The 18,664-nt window shown below is 40.4% G+C and carries 17 protein-coding genes; all 17 read right to left on the bottom strand.

Features of this window, described 5'->3' with window-relative positions:
- Nucleotides 1-4: 4 nt before the first annotated feature.
- The 17 genes from rimP to SPD53_RS03330 all read right to left on the bottom strand — a co-directional run bounded on the left by rimP (nucleotide 5) and on the right by SPD53_RS03330 (nucleotide 18,659).
- Nucleotides 5-472, bottom strand: coding sequence for a ribosome maturation factor RimP (gene rimP, locus SPD53_RS03410; protein ID WP_156855420.1), 468 nt, complete (start codon nucleotides 470-472; stop codon nucleotides 5-7).
- Between the two features lie 242 nt (nucleotides 473-714).
- Nucleotides 715-5,001 carry a PolC-type DNA polymerase III gene (locus SPD53_RS03405; RefSeq protein WP_336251652.1) on the bottom strand — a complete coding sequence of 1,429 codons (4,287 nt, stop codon included), beginning with the start codon at nucleotides 4,999-5,001 and terminating at the stop codon, nucleotides 715-717.
- A 297-nt stretch (nucleotides 5,002-5,298) separates the two neighbouring features.
- A complete protein-coding gene (rseP, locus tag SPD53_RS03400) occupies nucleotides 5,299-6,573 on the bottom strand; it encodes an RIP metalloprotease RseP (RefSeq protein ID WP_336251685.1) in 1,275 nt (424 codons plus the stop codon).
- A 111-nt stretch (nucleotides 6,574-6,684) separates the two neighbouring features.
- A complete protein-coding gene (locus SPD53_RS03395) occupies nucleotides 6,685-7,476 on the bottom strand; it encodes a phosphatidate cytidylyltransferase (protein ID WP_156855423.1) in 792 nt (263 codons plus the stop codon).
- A 15-nt stretch (nucleotides 7,477-7,491) separates the two neighbouring features.
- Nucleotides 7,492-8,253: an isoprenyl transferase gene (locus SPD53_RS03390; protein WP_336251651.1), complete on the bottom strand. Its 762-nt coding sequence runs from the start codon at nucleotides 8,251-8,253 to the stop codon at nucleotides 7,492-7,494.
- A gap of 798 nt (nucleotides 8,254-9,051) precedes the next feature.
- Nucleotides 9,052-9,609: a ribosome recycling factor gene (gene frr, locus SPD53_RS03385; RefSeq protein ID WP_336251650.1), complete on the bottom strand. Its 558-nt coding sequence runs from the start codon at nucleotides 9,607-9,609 to the stop codon at nucleotides 9,052-9,054.
- Nucleotides 9,610-9,612: 3 nt separating this feature from the next.
- Nucleotides 9,613-10,335, bottom strand: a complete 723-nt coding sequence (gene pyrH / locus SPD53_RS03380; protein ID WP_156855427.1) for a UMP kinase — start codon at nucleotides 10,333-10,335, stop codon at nucleotides 9,613-9,615.
- A 112-nt stretch (nucleotides 10,336-10,447) separates the two neighbouring features.
- Nucleotides 10,448-11,326, bottom strand: coding sequence for a translation elongation factor Ts (gene tsf, locus SPD53_RS03375; protein ID WP_336251649.1), 879 nt, complete (start codon nucleotides 11,324-11,326; stop codon nucleotides 10,448-10,450).
- A 96-nt stretch (nucleotides 11,327-11,422) separates the two neighbouring features.
- Nucleotides 11,423-12,208 carry a 30S ribosomal protein S2 gene (gene rpsB / locus SPD53_RS03370; RefSeq protein ID WP_156855429.1) on the bottom strand — a complete coding sequence of 262 codons (786 nt, stop codon included), beginning with the start codon at nucleotides 12,206-12,208 and terminating at the stop codon, nucleotides 11,423-11,425.
- Between the two features lie 177 nt (nucleotides 12,209-12,385).
- The gene (locus SPD53_RS03365; protein WP_336251648.1) at nucleotides 12,386-12,844 is read right to left on the bottom strand and encodes a DUF6115 domain-containing protein; all 459 of its coding nucleotides are present in this window, start codon (nucleotides 12,842-12,844) and stop codon (nucleotides 12,386-12,388) included.
- 58 nt (nucleotides 12,845-12,902) lie between these two features.
- The gene (locus SPD53_RS03360) at nucleotides 12,903-14,276 is read right to left on the bottom strand and encodes a DUF342 domain-containing protein (protein WP_336251647.1); all 1,374 of its coding nucleotides are present in this window, start codon (nucleotides 14,274-14,276) and stop codon (nucleotides 12,903-12,905) included.
- A gap of 26 nt (nucleotides 14,277-14,302) precedes the next feature.
- The gene (locus tag SPD53_RS03355; RefSeq protein ID WP_336251646.1) at nucleotides 14,303-15,073 is read right to left on the bottom strand and encodes a FliA/WhiG family RNA polymerase sigma factor; all 771 of its coding nucleotides are present in this window, start codon (nucleotides 15,071-15,073) and stop codon (nucleotides 14,303-14,305) included.
- A gap of 45 nt (nucleotides 15,074-15,118) precedes the next feature.
- Nucleotides 15,119-15,616: a chemotaxis protein CheD gene (locus tag SPD53_RS03350; protein ID WP_336251645.1), complete on the bottom strand. Its 498-nt coding sequence runs from the start codon at nucleotides 15,614-15,616 to the stop codon at nucleotides 15,119-15,121.
- Nucleotides 15,609-16,244, bottom strand: a complete 636-nt coding sequence (locus tag SPD53_RS03345; protein WP_156855434.1) for a chemotaxis protein CheC — start codon at nucleotides 16,242-16,244, stop codon at nucleotides 15,609-15,611. The genes SPD53_RS03350 and SPD53_RS03345 overlap by 8 nt, the downstream gene beginning before the upstream one ends.
- Nucleotides 16,234-16,722 carry a chemotaxis protein CheW gene (locus SPD53_RS03340; protein ID WP_336251644.1) on the bottom strand — a complete coding sequence of 163 codons (489 nt, stop codon included), beginning with the start codon at nucleotides 16,720-16,722 and terminating at the stop codon, nucleotides 16,234-16,236. The genes SPD53_RS03345 and SPD53_RS03340 overlap by 11 nt, the downstream gene beginning before the upstream one ends.
- A 45-nt stretch (nucleotides 16,723-16,767) precedes the next feature.
- Nucleotides 16,768-17,823, bottom strand: a complete 1,056-nt coding sequence (locus SPD53_RS03335) for a protein-glutamate methylesterase/protein-glutamine glutaminase (protein WP_336251643.1) — start codon at nucleotides 17,821-17,823, stop codon at nucleotides 16,768-16,770.
- Nucleotides 17,823-18,659 carry a MinD/ParA family protein gene (locus tag SPD53_RS03330; RefSeq protein WP_336251642.1) on the bottom strand — a complete coding sequence of 279 codons (837 nt, stop codon included), beginning with the start codon at nucleotides 18,657-18,659 and terminating at the stop codon, nucleotides 17,823-17,825. Before SPD53_RS03330 ends, SPD53_RS03335 begins: the two co-directional genes overlap by 1 nt.
- Between the last annotated feature and the right edge of the window lie 5 nt (nucleotides 18,660-18,664).

The following is an 18,664-nucleotide window of genomic DNA, read 5'->3' as shown; positions in this document are numbered from 1 at the left end:
CTTTTTAGAACGTTACAGCTAATCTTGCTTTAGCTACCTTTTCATATGGAATCTCCACTTGTTTCTTCGTTGTTTTCACCTTGTATTCAATGGTTAGACAATCATTTTCAAAGCTGGTTAATATTCCTTCATATTCCTTTTCACCATCAATGGGTGCGTATAATGTAACATAAACATTTTTATTAATATTTGCTTCTATATCTGCTTTTGTTTTGAGCGGTCTTTCCGCACCAGGTGAAGATACTTCGAGAAAATAGGCATCTTTAATTGGATCAGTTTCGTCGAGCTTTTCACTCAGTTGCTCTGATACAAGTCCACATTCCGCGATATCGACACCACCCGGTTTATCAATATAAACGCGCAGGAACCAGTTCTTTCCTTCCTTCACATATTCAATATCAACCAGTTCTAAACCATTCTGTTCTAAAATCGGATTCACTAATTGTTCTGTTGTTTCAATAACCGAAGTCATCCGTCATCCTCCTTCTACTACCATTTATTCCTTATTATGCACAAGTTTAATCTTTTTCATTTTAAAGTAGTAAAGTGGCAATATAAAACCCTAGCCTGTCATGTAGGGGCTAGGGGCGAAGTAAGAGCATAAATTCTAAGAAGAAGGAGTGGGCTAGAAACCCACTCCTTAAAATCGTTCAATCGACACTTTCCGAAAATTATTATATCATAGCAGGAATATGTTTGCAAATAACTGGTATGTTAAAAGAGCGATAGTTGGTTCTTCTCTGCCATTCCCTCCAAGCAACCGTGCTGGTCAAGATACTCAAGGACAGTCTTCGGTACTTTGCTTCGTTCATGGAAATCTTCTTTCGATAAAAATTCTCCATCTTTTCTTGCTTCCACTATATTTATAGCAGCGTTCGTACCTAAGCCGTCAACTGCATTAAATGGAGGGATTAGTGTATCTCCTTCCACAATGAATTCCGTCGCACTTGAACGGTATAAATCAACTTTTTGGAAAGAGAAACCACGCTCACACATCTCAAGCGCTACCTCAAGTACCGTTAGGAGAGATTTCTCCTTTGGTGAGGCATCGTTTCCTTTTGCTGTGATTCCGTCAATTTTTTGTCTGATCGCAGATGAACCTTTAATCATGGAATCAAGGTCAAAGTCATTCGCACGGACAGTGAAATAAGCTGCATAGAAAAGGATTGGGTGATGGACTTTAAAGTATGCAATCCGAATTGCCATTAATACGTAAGCTGCTGCGTGGGCTTTAGGGAACATATACTTAATCTTTTTACATGATTCAATATACCAATCTGGCACATTATGTTTCTTCATTTCGCCAATCCATTCATCCTTCAATCCTCTTCCCTTACGAACAAATTCCATGATTGTAAAGGCAAGTGCTGGTTCGAGGCCTTTTTGCATCAGATAAACCATAATATCGTCCCGGCAACCAATTACATCGGCTAGTTCGCAAATCCCTTCATTGATTAAATCCTGAGCGTTCCCAAGCCATACATCCGTACCGTGGGACAAACCAGAAATTATCAATAGCTCTGCGAAGGTGCTTGGTTTTGTATCCTCAAGCATTTGTCGGACAAAACGTGTTCCAAATTCCGGTACTCCAAGTGTACCCGTTTTACAATTAATCTGTTCAGGGGTGACTCCAAGAGACTCTGTCCCGGAAAAGATTTTCATTACTTCCGCATCGTCGGTTGGAATATCTTGCGGATCGATTCCACTCAAGTCCTGCAGCATCCGAATCACGGTCGGATCATCATGACCAAGTATATCGAGCTTCAATAGATTTTCATCAATAGAATGGAAATCAAAATGGGTTGTCCGCCACTCACTCTTCCGGTCATCTGCTGGAAATTGAATCGGTGTAAAGTCAAAGATTTCTTTATCCTCTGGTACAACGATAATTCCACCAGGGTGTTGCCCTGTCGTTCGTTTCACTCCAGTACAACCTTGCACGAGGCGATCGATTTCCGCTCGTTTGAATTTTAGATTCCGATCATTTGCGTATCCTTTAACGTAACCGTAAGCTGTTTTATCCGCTATCGTTCCTATCGTTCCTGCTCGGAAAACATAGTCATCCCCAAACAGCTCTTTCGTATAATTATGGGCCCTTGGTTGATAGGTTCCGGAGAAGTTCAAATCAATATCCGGTACTTTATCTCCTTTAAAGCCAAGGAACGTTTCAAACGGGATGTCTTGACCATCCTTCGTTAAATCTGTACCACATTCCGGGCAAGCTTTATCAGGTAAGTCGAAACCACTTGCAACCGAACCGTCCGTAATGAACTCACTATAATTACACTCCAGACAAACATAATGCGGAACAAGTGGGTTCACTTCCGTAATCTCTGTCATCGTTGCAACAAATGATGAACCGACAGAACCTCTGGATCCGACGAGATAACCATCATCTAAAGATTTCTTAACGAGTTTGTGGGAAATCAGGTAAATAACGGAGAAGCCGTTCCCGATAATACTATCCAACTCTTTTTCCAGGCGAGCTGTGACAATTTCGGGTAGTGGATCACCATAAATTTCTTTCGCTTTTGTATAACAAAGATCCCGCATTTCTTGTTCCGCACCTTCAATCGTCGGTGTAAATAAGCCATCTTTAATCGGTGAAATGGCCTCAAGTCCTTCTGCTAACTCTTGCGTATTTTTCACGACAATTTCATACGCTTTTTCTTCACCTAAAAACTTAAAGGCTTCAAGCATTTCTCCTGTCGTGCGCATTGGTGTATCTGGTAAAGTTTGACGATTTAACGGATTTCCGGCTTGAGAAGAAATCAATATTTGGCGGTATTGCTTATCATTCTCATTTAAATAATGCACATTCCCTGTTGCTACTACGGGTTTATTCAGTTTTCCCCCGAGTGCGACGAGTTTCTTAAGAATATCAAATATCTGAGCTTCATTTTGCACTAATTCCTTATCGATTAAATGGACATAGTTGGAAGGTGGCTGTATTTCAATGTAATCATAGAACTCCGCTACCTTCTCCGCTTCTTCTGCTGACGTCTGCATCATCTTTTCAAAGACTTCACCTTGATCGCAAGCTGTCCCGATAATTAATCCTTCGCGATTTTTCTCCAATACGGAACGCGGTATTCGGGGAACCCGGTAGAAATAATTAATATGGGCGTACGAAACTAACTTATACAAGTTTTTCAAGCCAACCTCATTCTGCGCTAAAATCGTACAATGGAAGGGACGGGAACGCTGATAGGCATCACTTTCACCCATATGATTATTCAGCTTCAGATGATTCGTAATATCTTGTTCCAATAACTGCTGCACAAATTTCCACGTTAAATAACCTGTTGCCTCCGCATCATAAATTGCGCGGTGATGCTGTGTTAATTCAATATCCATATGTTTACATAGTGTATTCAGCCGGTGGTTCTTCAATTGTGGCAGTAAAAACCTTGCAAGTTCTAGTGTATCGATAACGGGATTGGTAACTTTCCCGAGTCCAATCCTTTCAAAACCTTGATTAAGAAATCCTATATCAAAGGATGCATTATGGGCAACAAGGATATCGTTACCCATCCAATCGTTGAAATCTTTTAGCACTTGTCCTACTTCAGGCGCATCTTTAACCATGTCATCCGTAATTCCCGTTAGATTAATTGTTGTTTCCGATAGAGGATGATGCGGGTTGGCGAAAGATTCAAAGCGATCTACAACTTCTCCTTGGTGGATTCGGACGCCGGCAAGTTCAATTATCGTATCATATACTGCTGAAAGCCCTGTCGTCTCCACGTCGAAAACAACATAACTGGCATCAGAAAGCTCAATATCTGCTGAATTATAGGCGATCGGAACACCATCATCCACCACATTGGCTTCTACACCATAAAGAACTTTAATGTCATGTTTTTTACTCGCCGCATGTGCTTCGGGAAAGCCTTGTACTCCGGCATGGTCGGTTATTGCTACTGCTTTATGTCCCCATTTTGCCGCTTGAGCAACAAGTGCACCAGGTGAGACGACCGCATCCATCTGACTCATTGTAGTATGAGCATGCAGCTCAACTCGTTTTTCCTCATCAGGTGCTGTATCCATCCGCTCAGCTACTTCTACCTCTTGGATATCATTCGCCATCATAGCAAGCTCATTGGAATACATGTCCGTCTGGATGCTTCCACGGGCTTTAATCCACATACCTTTTTTAGCAGATTTGAACTTCTCTGCATCTTCGTCCCCGCGGGAAAACATCTTAATCTCTAAGGAATCGGTGTAATCCGTTGCTTTAATAATTAACAAACTACGTCCAGATCTTAGCTCTCTAATATCAGCAGAGAATACATAGCCCTGGATCGTAACTTTTCTCTCCTCTTCCTGGATGACTTCCATCGCAACTGGGTCATCTGGAATACGGTAACCTAGAAGGAGTGGTTTATTTTCATCTTCCACTTTGGTTTTATCACGCTTCGCCTTTTCTTTCACTGTATTCATGACAATTCGCTGATCCTCAAGCACTGTCTGTTCTTTGAAACGTTGAATCGCCTCAAGGTTATTGTTCACTGTCATCTCCAGCATGAATTGGGTGGCGCCAATCGCAGAAAAATAGTTTTGCATCGGTTCAAGTAATCTATTTTTGAGCGCTTGCGCTTCTGCTTCATTCCTGGCAGTTAACATAATCTTATTACCGTTAACTTGTGGTGTTTGCTGTTCTACTAATTCCTTATAAGCTGGTGATAGTGGTGGCACTTTTTGTAAGAAATCATTCCAATAACTAATTAAGTTATCTTCAGCTATGTCTGAGTTTACCGCTTCGATCGTCAGCTCCACACTTGCTATATCACGGAACGCTTCCCTTAATTTCATGCAAAAAACTTCATATACTTGATAAGGAAGGATAGAATCTACACATATGTAAAAATGCCAAACTCGTGTTTTCTTGTGAACAACTAATTTATTTAAATAACTATTTGAAAAGTGATTTGTCATATCCTGCGGTAATTCGATCTGTTCAAGCAAGATATTCATCTTCTGCTGTTTGGATAAATCCATTATTTCTCCTCCCTTTGGCTAATAATTGTTCATCCATTTTAAAACCCTTGCTTTTATTATAAAACAAGGGTTTCGTAATTTGAACTATTTAAGATTATGTTGCCTGTAAAATGTGATAGAGTTAAGGTCTATTCAGCTCCGCAGTCCCGATACCTCGAGACTCCTGCGGGAGGATAGGCTTGGTGAGACCCCACAGGGCTTTAGCCCGAGGAGGCTCACCAGCCGCCCGCGGAAAGCGAGAGGTATCGGGACTGCGGACTTCCAGTAGAAAGTTGGTATGATCCAATTACAGATCGTTTAAAGGAATAGTCGTTGGATGTCGTTCCAAGTTACTACGATCATGAGTAGCATGAGTAATGCGAAGCCGACGAAGTGGAAAAGCCCTTCCTTTTCAGGTGGTACTGGTTTTCCTCGTAAGGCTTCGATCCCAACGAATAAGAGCCTGCCACCGTCAAGCGCTGGTAATGGAACCAGGTTGATAACACCTAGGTTTACACTGAGCATTGCTGTCCAGAGCAGGAAGTTCCAAAATCCGGTTTGGACAATCTGGTCTGTCGCATCGTAAATACCGACTGGTCCTGATAATAATTCAATCGATACTTGACCCGTTACTAGCATCATTAAATTAGTAAGAATAAGTTTTGTCGTCTCATACGTACGTTCAAATCCATAAGTCAGTGTCCCGAGAACTGACTTTTCATAGGCAGGATAGACACCGATTTGTCCCATATGGATCGGTTCTCCTTTTTCATTAACAGATTCGACCTCATTAGGCGTTACCATTACTTGTTCTTCCTGACCATTACGTACAAAGGTCAATTGCAATTCACTAGCTGGGTTTTCTCTAACAATGGAAGTGAATTCCTCCCAAGTGGAAACCGGGGTATCGTTAATTCGGATCACTTCATCTCCCTCAACCATACCAGCTTCTGCTGCAGGAGAACCATCAACGATTTCTCCCATTTTCGCTTCGTTAACCGGAGTTCCCTGAGCGATACCTAAAATAATGAAAATGACGATTGCCAATACAAAGTTCATCATTGGACCTGCGAATAATTGCATTGCCCGTTGTGCAGGTGTTTTCGAAGCGAATTGCCGATCATATGGAGCAATTTGCGTTTCTCTTTCATCCATAATGAAAAATGCTTTCTCATCGACTTGGAATGTCAGCTTCGTATCTTCATCACCCAGCTCATACCCTTCAATGATTAAATCATGATCAAGATCAACTCGTTCGACTTCGATTACCCGTGCATTCGGATGCTTGTCTTTGTTGTTGACAATAATCTTATTTACTTTGTTGTCTTCATTAAATTCAACACCGATATGATGTCCAGGTTTTAATTCAATTATTTCCGGGTCTTCACCTGCTACACGCACATATCCGCCTGCCGGAATGAGACGAATGGTGTACAATGTTTCATTCCTAGTAAAAGAGAAAACTTTTGGACCAAACCCGATTGCAAATTCTCTAGCTAGCATGCCAGCGCGCTTTGCAAATATCAAATGGCCCCATTCATGAATAAAAACAAGCAGGCCAAACATAAATATAAATGCGATGACTGTGGTCAAATGAAGCACCTCTTTCAATCTGAAATCTTTATTTACTTCCTCTAGCTATTTAGCTAAGTTTACCGTGTTTTCCTCGATTTGTACAACGGAACAATGCTATTTGTTGCCCTCTTAAATAAACTGGATCAAATGCAGGAATGGCAAAACAAAAAGTAAACTGTCAAAACGGTCGAGGATACCACCGTGGCCTGGTAGTAATTTACCAGAGTCTTTTACTCCATAATTCCGCTTGAAAGCAGATTCCACCAAATCCCCTACTTGTCCTACCATCGACGCAAAAATCGTTACAATAATAACGATTAGCAACGAGTGTGGGAACGGATGTACAAGATGGAAAATTACCGCTACAATACATGCAGTGACGATTCCCCCGATAGCTCCTTCCACCGTCTTATTCGGACTAATATCCGGCCATAATTTCCGTTTTCCTAGTGCCCTCCCAACAAAATATGCTCCTGTATCCGTAGCCCAAATGATGAAGAAGGCAAATAGAATATTACTGAACCCACTCGTGCCAAGTCTTGTCTCAATCAGAAAATAAAATCCAATTCCAACATATAAGGCTGTAAGGATAACGAATCCTGCTTCATCAAATGTGAACTTATTCCTGACTAATACAGTATAAGCTAATAAAAATAAGATAATTACAGTTAACATATCTGTTATGGATAAAAATTCTATGGAAAAAAGAGTCGATTTATCCGGCAACAGTACAAGCCAGATTCCAATCGTTCCAATTAATCCTGGAATGGAAACGAGAGATATTTCCCTCATTCGCAACAATTCCATCAGGCCGATTGTCGCAAGCAAGTAGATGAACAAAATAAACGGCAAGTCGCCAATAATTACAAATGGAAGGAATACGATTAGTGCAAGAATTGCTGTTATAACCCGTTGCTTCATATAAATTTCATCACCTTAAATACCTCCGTAACGTCGTTTCCTTTTTTGATAATCTTGTATCGCTTTATTAAAAATATTCTCATCCATATCAGGCCAAAGAACATCTGTAAACCAAAATTCACTATACGCAAGCTGCCAGAGCAGGAAATTGCTAAGCCGCTTCTCACCACTTGTACGGATGAGCAAGTCGGGATCTGATAGGCCATTTGTGTAAAGGTATTTCGAAAATTCTTCCTCTCCCAATGAATCAAGCGATACCTTATTCCCATCCACATCATTCATGATCTGTTTGATTGCACGCATAATTTCATATCTGCTACCATAATTCAAAGCAAAATTAAGAAGCAGTCCATCGTTTGCTTTTGTTTTGTTTATCGCGTATTGCACAGTTTTTTGAGTGTGTGCAGGAAGCGCATCAAAATTACCGATTGTTTCAATTCGAACATTGTTTGCCATTAATTCTGGAAGATAAATATGCAAAAATTCTTTAGGCAGCTTCATTAAAAAATCAATTTCCGATTTTGGACGATTCCAGTTCTCGGTAGAGAAAGCGTATAAAGTCAATACTTTCACATTGGCATCGTTAGCAGCCCGCACGACTTTCATTACTGCTTTTACGCCCTCTTTATGTCCGGCAATTCTAGGCAAGCGTCGGCTTTCTGCCCAGCGTCCATTCCCGTCCATAATAATTGCTACGTGATTCGGTATATTCTCTGATAAGTTGATGAGCTCGTCATCCTCTTGTTTATTTTTAATAAACGGTATTTTCATAGACATCTTAGGTCCTCCGAATTTCTGACTTCCTACTCCATCTGCAGAATTATTTCACTTTCATTTATATGTTTGAAGGATGCCCTTCATTACTCAACCTTTATACCCTAAAACAGCTGTGAATTACTTTTATTCAGTGTAAGTGTCTGGTTCGTTCACTCATTATGGAGTTCTAATCGCCGTTCAGTTGCCCGGTGGACGGATGCTTTCCGCGGGCACAGCCGAAGCCTCCTCGGGCTACCGCCCTGCGGGGTCTCCGGACTCGTGCTATTCCCGCAGGAGTCACCGTCCACCGGGCAACTGAACTGGTAGAGAGCGTTATTATTGGAAACTATCCCATCATGATGAAAGTTCTATTCCTAAAATAATAAATAGGGTTCCAAATTTGGCTTTCCCTCGGAGCAGTCCAGACACCTCGAGACTCCTGCGGGAGACCGGCTAAGTACGGTCACGTCCTGTGACCAATGCCGGCATTAGAACCTCCCGTTCGTCGATAGGCCTGGCGAGACCCCACAGGGCGTTAGCCCGAGGAGGCTTGCCGGCCGCCCGCGGAAAGCGAGAGGTGACTGGACTGCGAACCTCCAGCTGAAAGTTGCACTTACGCTGAATGAAGCATTTGGCAGTTTACTTTATTTTCAGATGAGAAAGTTGAGTTTATTTGTTAATCATCCATCATTTTTTTCACTTCATGGTACACGTTACATTATAACGATAATCACAAAAAAATACAAAAGCCCCCTTATAAAAAGAGGGCTACATTGATTTTACACGTTTAAGTAACAATATTAAAGTGTTAACTATAGATTATACTTCCATAATCTCATTTTCTTTTTCTTTTGTCAGCTGTTCAATTTTAGCAATGAACTGATCTGTTTCTTTTTGAACTTCATCTTGGAATTTCCGTAATTCATCTTCTGTGATCCCGGAATCTTTTTCCATAGCTTTTAATTGATCATTAGCCTCACGACGGATATTACGCACTTGAACACGGGATTCTTCCGCGAATTTACCGACAACTTTCACAAGCTCTTTCCGGCGCTCTTCCGTTAAAGCTGGAATATTGATGCGGATGACATTTCCATCATTGGATGGAGAAAGCCCAAGGTTCGCTTTCTGAATGCCTTTCTCAATTTCGCCTAGTGCCGTTTTGTCATATGGTGTTACGACAAGTAAACGAGCTTCAGGTGCACCTACTGACGCAAGTTGATTAAGTGGTGTAGCTGCACCATAGTAATCAACAAAAACACTATCTAATAGGTTAGGGTTTGCTCTTCCAGCTCGAACAGTAGCTAAGTTTCGCATAAATGCTTGTACCGCAAGTTCCATTTTTTCCTTCATTTCACTTAACACAGAATTTGCCATCACTTATTTCCCCCTTATAGTTGTTCCAATTGTCTCGCCTTGAACGACGCGTTTAATATTACCTTTTTCTGTTATGGAGAAGACGATTAAAGGAATATTATTATCCATACAGAGTGATGAAGCTGTAGAGTCCATTACTCCGAGGCCTTCATTAATCATATCCAAATAAGATAAATTATCATATTTAACAGCATCTTTATTAACTAACGGGTCAGCGGAGTAAACACCATCCACATTGTTTTTAGCCATTAGAATTACTTCTGCTTCAATTTCTGCCGCTCTTAGCGCAGCAGTAGTATCTGTTGAAAAATAAGGGTTTCCTGTACCGGCGGCAAAAATGACAACACGCTTCTTTTCCAAATGGCGAATTGCTTTTCTTCTTATGTATGGTTCTGCAACTTGGCGCATTTCAATCGATGTCTGAACTCTTGTTGGAATTCCAATCATTTCCAGTCCATCTTGCAATGCTAGTGAATTCATAACCGTTGCTAGCATACCCATGTAATCAGCCGATGCACGGTCCATCCCCATCTCACTACCGACCTTACCTCTCCAGATGTTTCCTCCACCAACAACGATTGCAACTTCTACTCCAAGTTCTGCAACCTCTTTTACTTGGCGTGCAATGGAATGGATGATTTTCGGATCAATACCGCTTCCCTGATCCCCACTCAATGCCTCTCCACTTAATTTTAACACAATTCTCTGGTACTTTGCTGTTGTCATAATAACCTCCATCGCAATACATATTATTATGATATGTTTGTTCTTTATTTATTCCGTTGTATACAACCATGGTAAAATAGGGAACAATCTCGTTCCCTATTTTACAATTGGCTTATTTTTTAATTTGGCTCATTACTTCTTCAGCAAAGTTTTCTTCACGTTTTTCCATACCTTCGCCTACTTCATAGCGCACGAAAGTTTTCACGCTTGCACCTTTGTCTGCTACATATTTCTTCACTTTAACGTCAGGATCTTTAACAAATGCTTGTTCGACAAGAACGATTTGTTCAAAGAATTTGCCAAGACGGCCTTCAACCATTTTTTCAACAATATTGGCTGGTTTACCTTCATTAAGGGCTTGTTGTTTTAGAACTTCATGCTCGTGATTTACTTCGTTCTCTGCTACATCTTCACGGTTAACATAGCGAGGGTTGATTGCTGCTACGTGCATTGCAACATCTTTTGCAACTTCTTCATCTGTTGTCCCTTCAAGAACAGTCACAACACCAATTGTTCCGCCCATATGCAAGTAAGAACCGAATGCATCGTTATCTGTTTTTTCGAAAATAGTGAAACGACGTAAAGAGATCTTCTCACCGATTGTAGAGATTGCACTGTTAATAATTGTTTCTAGTTTTTCACCATCAACCGTTGCTTCTAATGCACCTTCCACAGTTTCTGGTTTGTTAGCAAGTAATGCCTTACCAATCTTAACTAAAAGGTCTTTGAACAAATCGTTTTTCGTTACGAAGTCTGTTTCACAGTTCACTTCTAGTAAAACTGCAGTGTTGCCATCAATTTCAACATGAGTTAATCCTTCTGCTGCAATGCGGTCTGCCTTCTTGGCAGCTTGCGCCATTCCTTTTTCACGCAGGTAGTCGATTGCTTTATCAATGTCACCATCTGTTTCTTGAAGTGCTTTTTTACAATCCATCATACCTGCACCAGTTTTTTCACGTAATTCCTTAACCATCTTTGCTGTAATTGCCATTTGTAAAAATCCTCCTTTAAAGATTCCGTGTTTCTTTCTTTAAAAAAAGGTGATAAAAGGTAATTATCCTCTTATCACCCTCACTTTTCCAGAAAATTACTCTTGAGTTGAGGCTTCTGCAGTTGCTTCCGCTTCTGTTTCAGCTTTGTTATCTTCAGCTGCTGGTTCTTCGACTGGAGCTTCTACTTCTGCTGTTTCTTCACCTTGTTTCCCTTCTAAAATAGCATCAGCCATTTTTGAAGTCAATAATTTAACAGCACGAATTGCATCATCGTTAGCTGGGATTACATAGTCAATCTCATCCGGATCACAGTTTGTATCGACAATACCGATGATTGGGATGTTTAATTTATGAGCTTCAGCAATAGCAATTCGTTCTTTACGTGGGTCAATAACGAACATTGCATCTGGAAGCTTCTTCATGTCTTTAATTCCGCCTAAGAATTTCACAAGACGATCTTTTTCTTTAAGTAGCTCCCCTACTTCTTTCTTAGGAAGTACTTCAAATGTACCGTCCTCTTCCATTCTTTCAATTTCTTTCAAACGCTCGATACGTTTGCGGATTGTTTGGAAGTTTGTTAGCGTTCCACCTAGCCAGCGCTGGTTCACATAGAACATGCCGGAGCGAAGTGCTTCATCACGAACAGAGTCCTGTGCTTGTTTTTTTGTACCTACGAAAAGAAGTGTACCGCCATTTGCCGCCAATTCTCTTACATAGTTATAAGCTTCTTCAACCTTTTTCACTGTCTTTTGCAGGTCGATGATATAGATACCGTTACGTTCCGTGAAGATATATTTCTTCATTTTCGGGTTCCAACGGCGTGTCTGGTGACCGAAATGTACACCAGCTTCAAGTAATTGCTTCATTGAAATTGCTGCCATTTTAAAATTCCTCCTATAGGTTAGTTTTCCTCCGCCCCGTTCCTTTCTGCTTATAAACCATTGGCAATCTGGCACCTTATAAGCAAATCCCGAGACGTGTGTTATGACTTGTCTTGTTTCGACAAGTGTTTTACACCAGAGATTAATATACCATAACTAGGTAAAGGAAGCAAGTTTTTATTCGTCATATAACCGAATGATCAACTCTGCTTCTGTTTTCCCGCAATCAAGCGCCTTCGCAATTTCCTCAATCGTAAATCCTTTTGCATGGAGCTGCATAACACGGGATTCGAGAGAGGCTTCTAGTTCATATCCCGGTGCATCACCGAGCAGACGATCAACATCTGCATCTGCTTCTTCCGATTCCGGTTGATGAGCAGGTACTTGCTCTGCAGGTTGCTGACTTTCCTCTTTTTGATTCTTTTGTTCAACTGAAGATGCTTTATGATTCGTCATTAAAGCTTGTAACCGGTCATTTTCCGCTTTGATTTCTTCGAGAGAACGTTCTAGTGCTGCTGTTAATTCAGCGGAATTTGCCGTGTTTTCCAATTGCTGTCCTTTCTTTAACAACTGGAAGATTGCTACAAGCGTGATTAAATGTAATAGAAAACTAATAATCAGTAAAAATGAAACCATGACCGTTCTCCTCTACCCACTTATAATTGCCATATTGGGATTAAAAATTATCCTTCCATTAAAACAACTGCTGCACTGCAATTTCATTATTGAAAAGATTGAACTGTACGTAATGATAATTTGTAGTCATCACTCGTTTATATTTTCCAAACGTAACCGTAACATTCTGATAAATAAAGTTTCTTACAATGAGTTGCGTATCCCTGATATCCCCCATCGCTGCATTCAGCTCTGCAAGCTCGTCAGTAATTTCATTAAGCTTGCTTGTGACCTTTTCCATGGAATGTTTCTGACGCAATTTTGAAATGCGGACGTTGGGGTCGCTATCACTCTGAGTGGCAAGCTTATCCCCAAGCATTTTCAACTTTCCATGCATTTCTTCTAGCTCTATTTTCTTTTGCTTTAATGCTTGCTCTTTATCTGCTACTAGTTTATTTACTCCTAAAATAATTTCTGTTTTCGTATGAAGCTTCGTTCCAATATCTTTCGCTTCAATTGTTTTTCCGGCAGATAACGAGCCGCCAATAATATTCCCTTTTTGAGAAAATACATGTCCGCGGACAACACATTCACTATGAAGGATGGAATTTTCCACATATAAATCGTTACCTGCGAAAATCTTTGCCTGGTTAATATAACCTAGCTGGATATTCTCCTGTGCTTCCAAACGTCCCTTATCCTGTCCTGCAATTCCTTCTGATATGTAAATTGAACCTCCAGCAATGATAGTTGCAGCTTCTACCATCCCGAAAATCTTGACATCGCCGTCAGCCTTTACAGTAAATCCTGTCGGCACGTCTCCGTGGATAATAATCGTCCCAATAAAATCAAGGTTTCCAGTTTTCATTGACAATGTGTCATTCACATAATACTCAGGGAAAACTTCAATTTTCCTTCCCGTATAGCTTAACTGCCCATCCTCTGTAGCATAATAACAGTTATCAGCCTTATTGAATAGAACGTTCTTTCCAGGCCGAATGGATTTGGCTTTGCCTTGAGGAGCCTTAACTACGTGGCCCATTACATTTTTACCATCCGTCCCTACCCCGGGATGGACGAGCTTGGCAAGTTTTTCACCCCTATTTACAGAAGGAATCGTCATTATTTCCCGGAAGTTCCAGTCTTTATCCTTTTTCATTTCCTTGTTGAGATCGACTAGAAAGGTGAATTTGCCATCTTTCCCCTTCTCTGGTTTTAAGCCTCTTGCAATAACAATTGGGTAATCAATAAAGGTAGGGTCTCCTGCTAACTGGGCAAGTGCTTGAAACTGGATGCCGTACACAACTTTGTTTGCAGTCAGAAATTCCCTCCATGAAGACATATCGACTTGCAATTTTTCCTTTAATTCATAAAACGCATCGGTACAATGAACTTCTGCTAACATATCGTTATCTTTAAACCGTACACGAAAATATTTTTTTATTCTGTCCAAATTGATTACCCCCATATAATACCAAGTCATTCGATGATCTTCGTTAATATATTTTTCAATTTGAATATTGCTTTTTTATGAATCTGTGAAATTCTTGAAGTCGTCAAGTTTAATGTTTGCCCAATTTCTGTAAAGGTAAGCTCTTGATGATAAAAGAGATCGATGACTAGCTGTTCCCTTTCATTCAAACTCTTAATTCCTTCGATTAATTCCAGTTTTAATTCTTCCTGGTAAATCTCTTCTTCCGGTGTTGCGGTATTTTCATCAGGAAGCATATAGCCAATTCCTTCATTAAATTCCTGGGTCGTTGTCGGCTTTTCTTCAATCGAAAGCACATTCGCAAACAAAGAATCTTTTATAACGGATTCTACTTCATCAGAGGACATATCCAACTGCTTTCCAATTTCTCCGGAAGTAGGTTTACGTTGTAATTGCTGTTCCAACTGTTCGGCTGTGCGTTCTATCTTTTTCGTCTTCTCTCTTAGTGAGCGGGGCAGCCAATCTTCCTTACGAAGTCCATCCATGATTGCTCCTTTTATCCGAAAGGAGGCATAGGTATCAAATTTAAGTTTTCGGTTAGATTCGAATTTCGTAACTGCATCATACAGGCCGAGGAGACCAAAACTTCTAATATCATCTTTACTCACATTGTTCGGCAAGTGACTGGCAATCCGTTCTGAATGATAGTCCACCAGATACATATAATATGCAATGATTTCATTTAATACCTCGTGATGCTGATTTGCATTCCACTGCTTCCAAAGTTGTTGTTCTTCTGATGACATTCCCGAATTCATGGTACTCCACTCCTTCCTCCTAAAATTCCTGCCCGAGATCCATCCCTAAATAACGATTTCCTCACGATTCACTTTTCTAATGTTTAATTCACTAGTTGAAGGATTAAACTCAATCGTTCTTCCGATATTCCCACCGACATCTTTAGCAATGACTGGAATCTTTAACTTTTCTAATTCGCCGAGCGTTGCTTCAACATTTCGCCGACCTATCCGTAATAAATCAGAACCCGTACCGAATTTGAACATTTCCGCGCCACCAGCTATTTTAGCTTGAAGCGCCGAGTGCTTGGCTCCCATTTGCAGCAACCTTTCGACTAAATAGGGTATAGCAGTATCCGCATATTTATATGCGTTAATCGGTTTCTGTCTCGTCGCGGTCGAATCTGGCAATAAAATATGAGCTAGTCCAGCAACTTGTTTCTTCTCATCATAAATAACAATTCCTACACAAGAACCAAGCCCCAATGTTCGTATCGTATCAGGCGCCCGTACCGTATTCAAATCGGCAATGCCTACTCTGATGACTGTTCCAATTTTATTCATTTTCTTCTAGTCCTAACGCTTTAAATATTATTTGCAACGAGTCAGGATTCGGCAGCAAGAAAAAGTTCCCCTTTAACATGTTGCTTGTCCCTTGACTATTTACTTTAGAATCAATGACGATTGCATAGTCCGAAGCTTGGGAAATGTCGATTAAGCCATATGTCAAAACTGCTGCAGCCATATCAATCCCTAGATGGGGAACAGAAGGTTGCAGATATAAATGCGTAAAATCGGATAACGCCGAAATATAAGAACCAGTAACAATATTCCCTACTTCTTCAAGAGCTGAAAATTCTATCGATTCCTTACCTAGATCCTCTTTAAGTTTGTAAGTCGGATTATTTGTCATCGTGCGGATAAGCAACTCGGCTTCTTCGACGGATAAAACAAAAAACACATTACTTGGTGCATCACCATAGATACGAAATAAAATAGCGACAACTTTTTTCTCCGGACCGCCGATCAATTCCATCATTTCATCAAAAGAAACAACATTAACAGATGGGATGGCCATTTCAATCTTGCGGTTTAATAATTGGGATAACGCGGTGACAGCATTTCCCGCTCCAATATTTCCTACTTCCCGTAGTACATCGAGTTGGAAAGTAGATAGATCCCTATATTTCATAAGGTTTCTGTCCTTCTTCTGTCACCGCTTGCGTATACTGGTCAGAAATGAGAATCTTCTTTAGGTTAAGCAGAATAAGCAATCGATCCTCAATTTTGCTCACTCCGTCAATATAATCAGCTGCTTCCGAACCGACAACCTCTGGATTTGGTTCCATTTCATCTAATGCAAGATCGATTACATCACTTGCTGTATCAACAATTAAACCGACTTCAAATCCATTCTTTTTCACAATAATGATGCGATTCTCTTCTGTCAGTTCCGTTTCGGCCATTCCGAAGCGTAACCGTAAATCAATAATTGGAATAATAACACCCCGTAAATTAATAACACCTTTGACAAATTCTTCTGCACGGGGAACACGTGTGATTGGCTGGATTCTTTCAATTGCACTGACATATTCAACTGGTAAAGCATATTCTTCATCTTGTAACTGAAAAACAATGACTTTTAGATAATTCCCTGTAGAATGTTCCATGTTTTTTCATCTCCTGCTCTAGTTCTATCACAAATATTTTAGAATCTATGTTATTTTGCCGAGAAAATGTCCTACTTGATGCAAAGGTAACACTTGATCAACTAATCCTGTTTCATAAGCAGCTTTCGGCATACCATAAATAACGGAACTTTCCTCTGATTCAGAGATAATAAATGCTTGCTTGTCCACTTGTTTAATCTGTTGGATGCCGCTTGCACCATCACTTCCCATCCCCGTTAAGACAACTGCTGTTTTATTCAAGTTCTTATGATTGGCTAGAGAATAGAACAGGGCATCTACGGAGGGACGATGGTTATTCACTGGCGGGTCCTTTGTTAACTTTAGCCTATACTCCGTCCCAATTTCCTCTACTACCATATGGAAATCGCCTGGTGCGATATATACGAATCGCGGCTTTATGACATCACCATCTGCCGCCTCTTTCACCTGAAGACTTGTTAGCTTATTTAGTCGTTCTGCCAGCGACTTTGTAAAATGTGGAGGCATATGTTGTACGATAAGTATCGGTGTTTGAAAGTCTCCAGGTAAATCCGATATGATTCGCTGTAGAGCTCTTGGACCACCTGTAGATGTTCCAATAGCAATCAATGAATAATCTCGTGCTTTTCTTGTCGGTGGTAAATAAGAACTTAATAATGACGAACTGGGATTATCTTTAACCGACCGCGCCGGTGGAATCCCTACGTCTTTTGCTGCAATTACTTTAGAAATAATTTCTTCTTGAATCGTTTCGATATTCAAGGAAATTTCCCCTGAAGGCTTCATAATAAAATCAACAGCACCATTATCTAGCGCATTTATCGTATGCTCTGTGCCATAATCTGATTTGCTCGATAACATAATGACTGGTACTGGCATAGTCATCATTATTTCCTTTAGTGCTGAAATTCCATCAAGAACTGGCATCGTAATATCCATCGTGACGACATCCGGCTTAAGTCTTCTAATTTTTTCAATTCCATCTTTACCGTTTCTTGCTGTGTCGATTACTTTAATACGATCATCGCTGTTTAATATGTCTGTAATCATCTTTCGCATAAAAGCTGAATCGTCAACAACAAGTACACGAATTCTTTCCATTAAAATTTACCTCTTAGCAGATTTTTTAATTTTTGAAGGAAAGCCCGTCCATCCGTTACTGGAACGGCCTTCTCCTTATTCAGATAGCTTTCCGTAATTTGTTTAATTGATCGTGCAGCCGGTGCTTTCTCATTTAATATTGAAAAAGGCACTTGCTGCATAACTGCCTGCACTACATGCTTATCTTCAGGAATGATACCTAACGGATGCACATCAATTTGAAGAAACTGTTTAATAACTTGTTGCAGCTGCTTTAAAGAATTCATCTCTCCATGCGACCTGGCTCGATTTAAAATTAAGTGTAGTGGCATGCTTCCTCCATTAATCGTAATCTGTTTAATCATACTATAGGCATCCGTTATTGCAGTTGGCTCCCCTGTCGTAACTACAATACATTCGTCGGCAGCTAGAATGAAAAATAGACTCGTTTCCGTGATACCCGCACCCATATCGAAAATTATATAATCATACATCTCTGTTAACTGTTCAAACTGCTTATAGAAATAGTTCTTTTCCGTCTGTTTCATCTCTAAAAATCCGCTAAGCCCTGTGCCACCTGCAATATAAGATAAACCTTGCGGACCTTGCTCGATTATTTCAGTGATTGATAACCTTTCCGTGAACATGTCAACAATTGTATATTTAGGCTGAAGGCCGAGTAAAATATTTATATTCCCCATACCGACATCAAGATCAATTAGAACTATCTTTTTATTTCGCCGGACCAGCTCTAGGGAGAAATTTAAACCAATGTTAGACTTCCCGACTCCCCCTTTACCACTAATGAAAGCAACTGTCTTCGCTTCATGTCTCGAGTGAGATTGCTCCATTTTCATCCTTA

The sequence above is a fragment of the Oceanobacillus sp. MO10714A genome (assembly GCF_037072045.1).
GTDB lineage: Bacteria > Bacillota > Bacilli > Bacillales > Amphibacillaceae > Oceanobacillus > Oceanobacillus indicireducens.
This window is presented reverse-complemented; position numbering and strand designations above follow the sequence as displayed.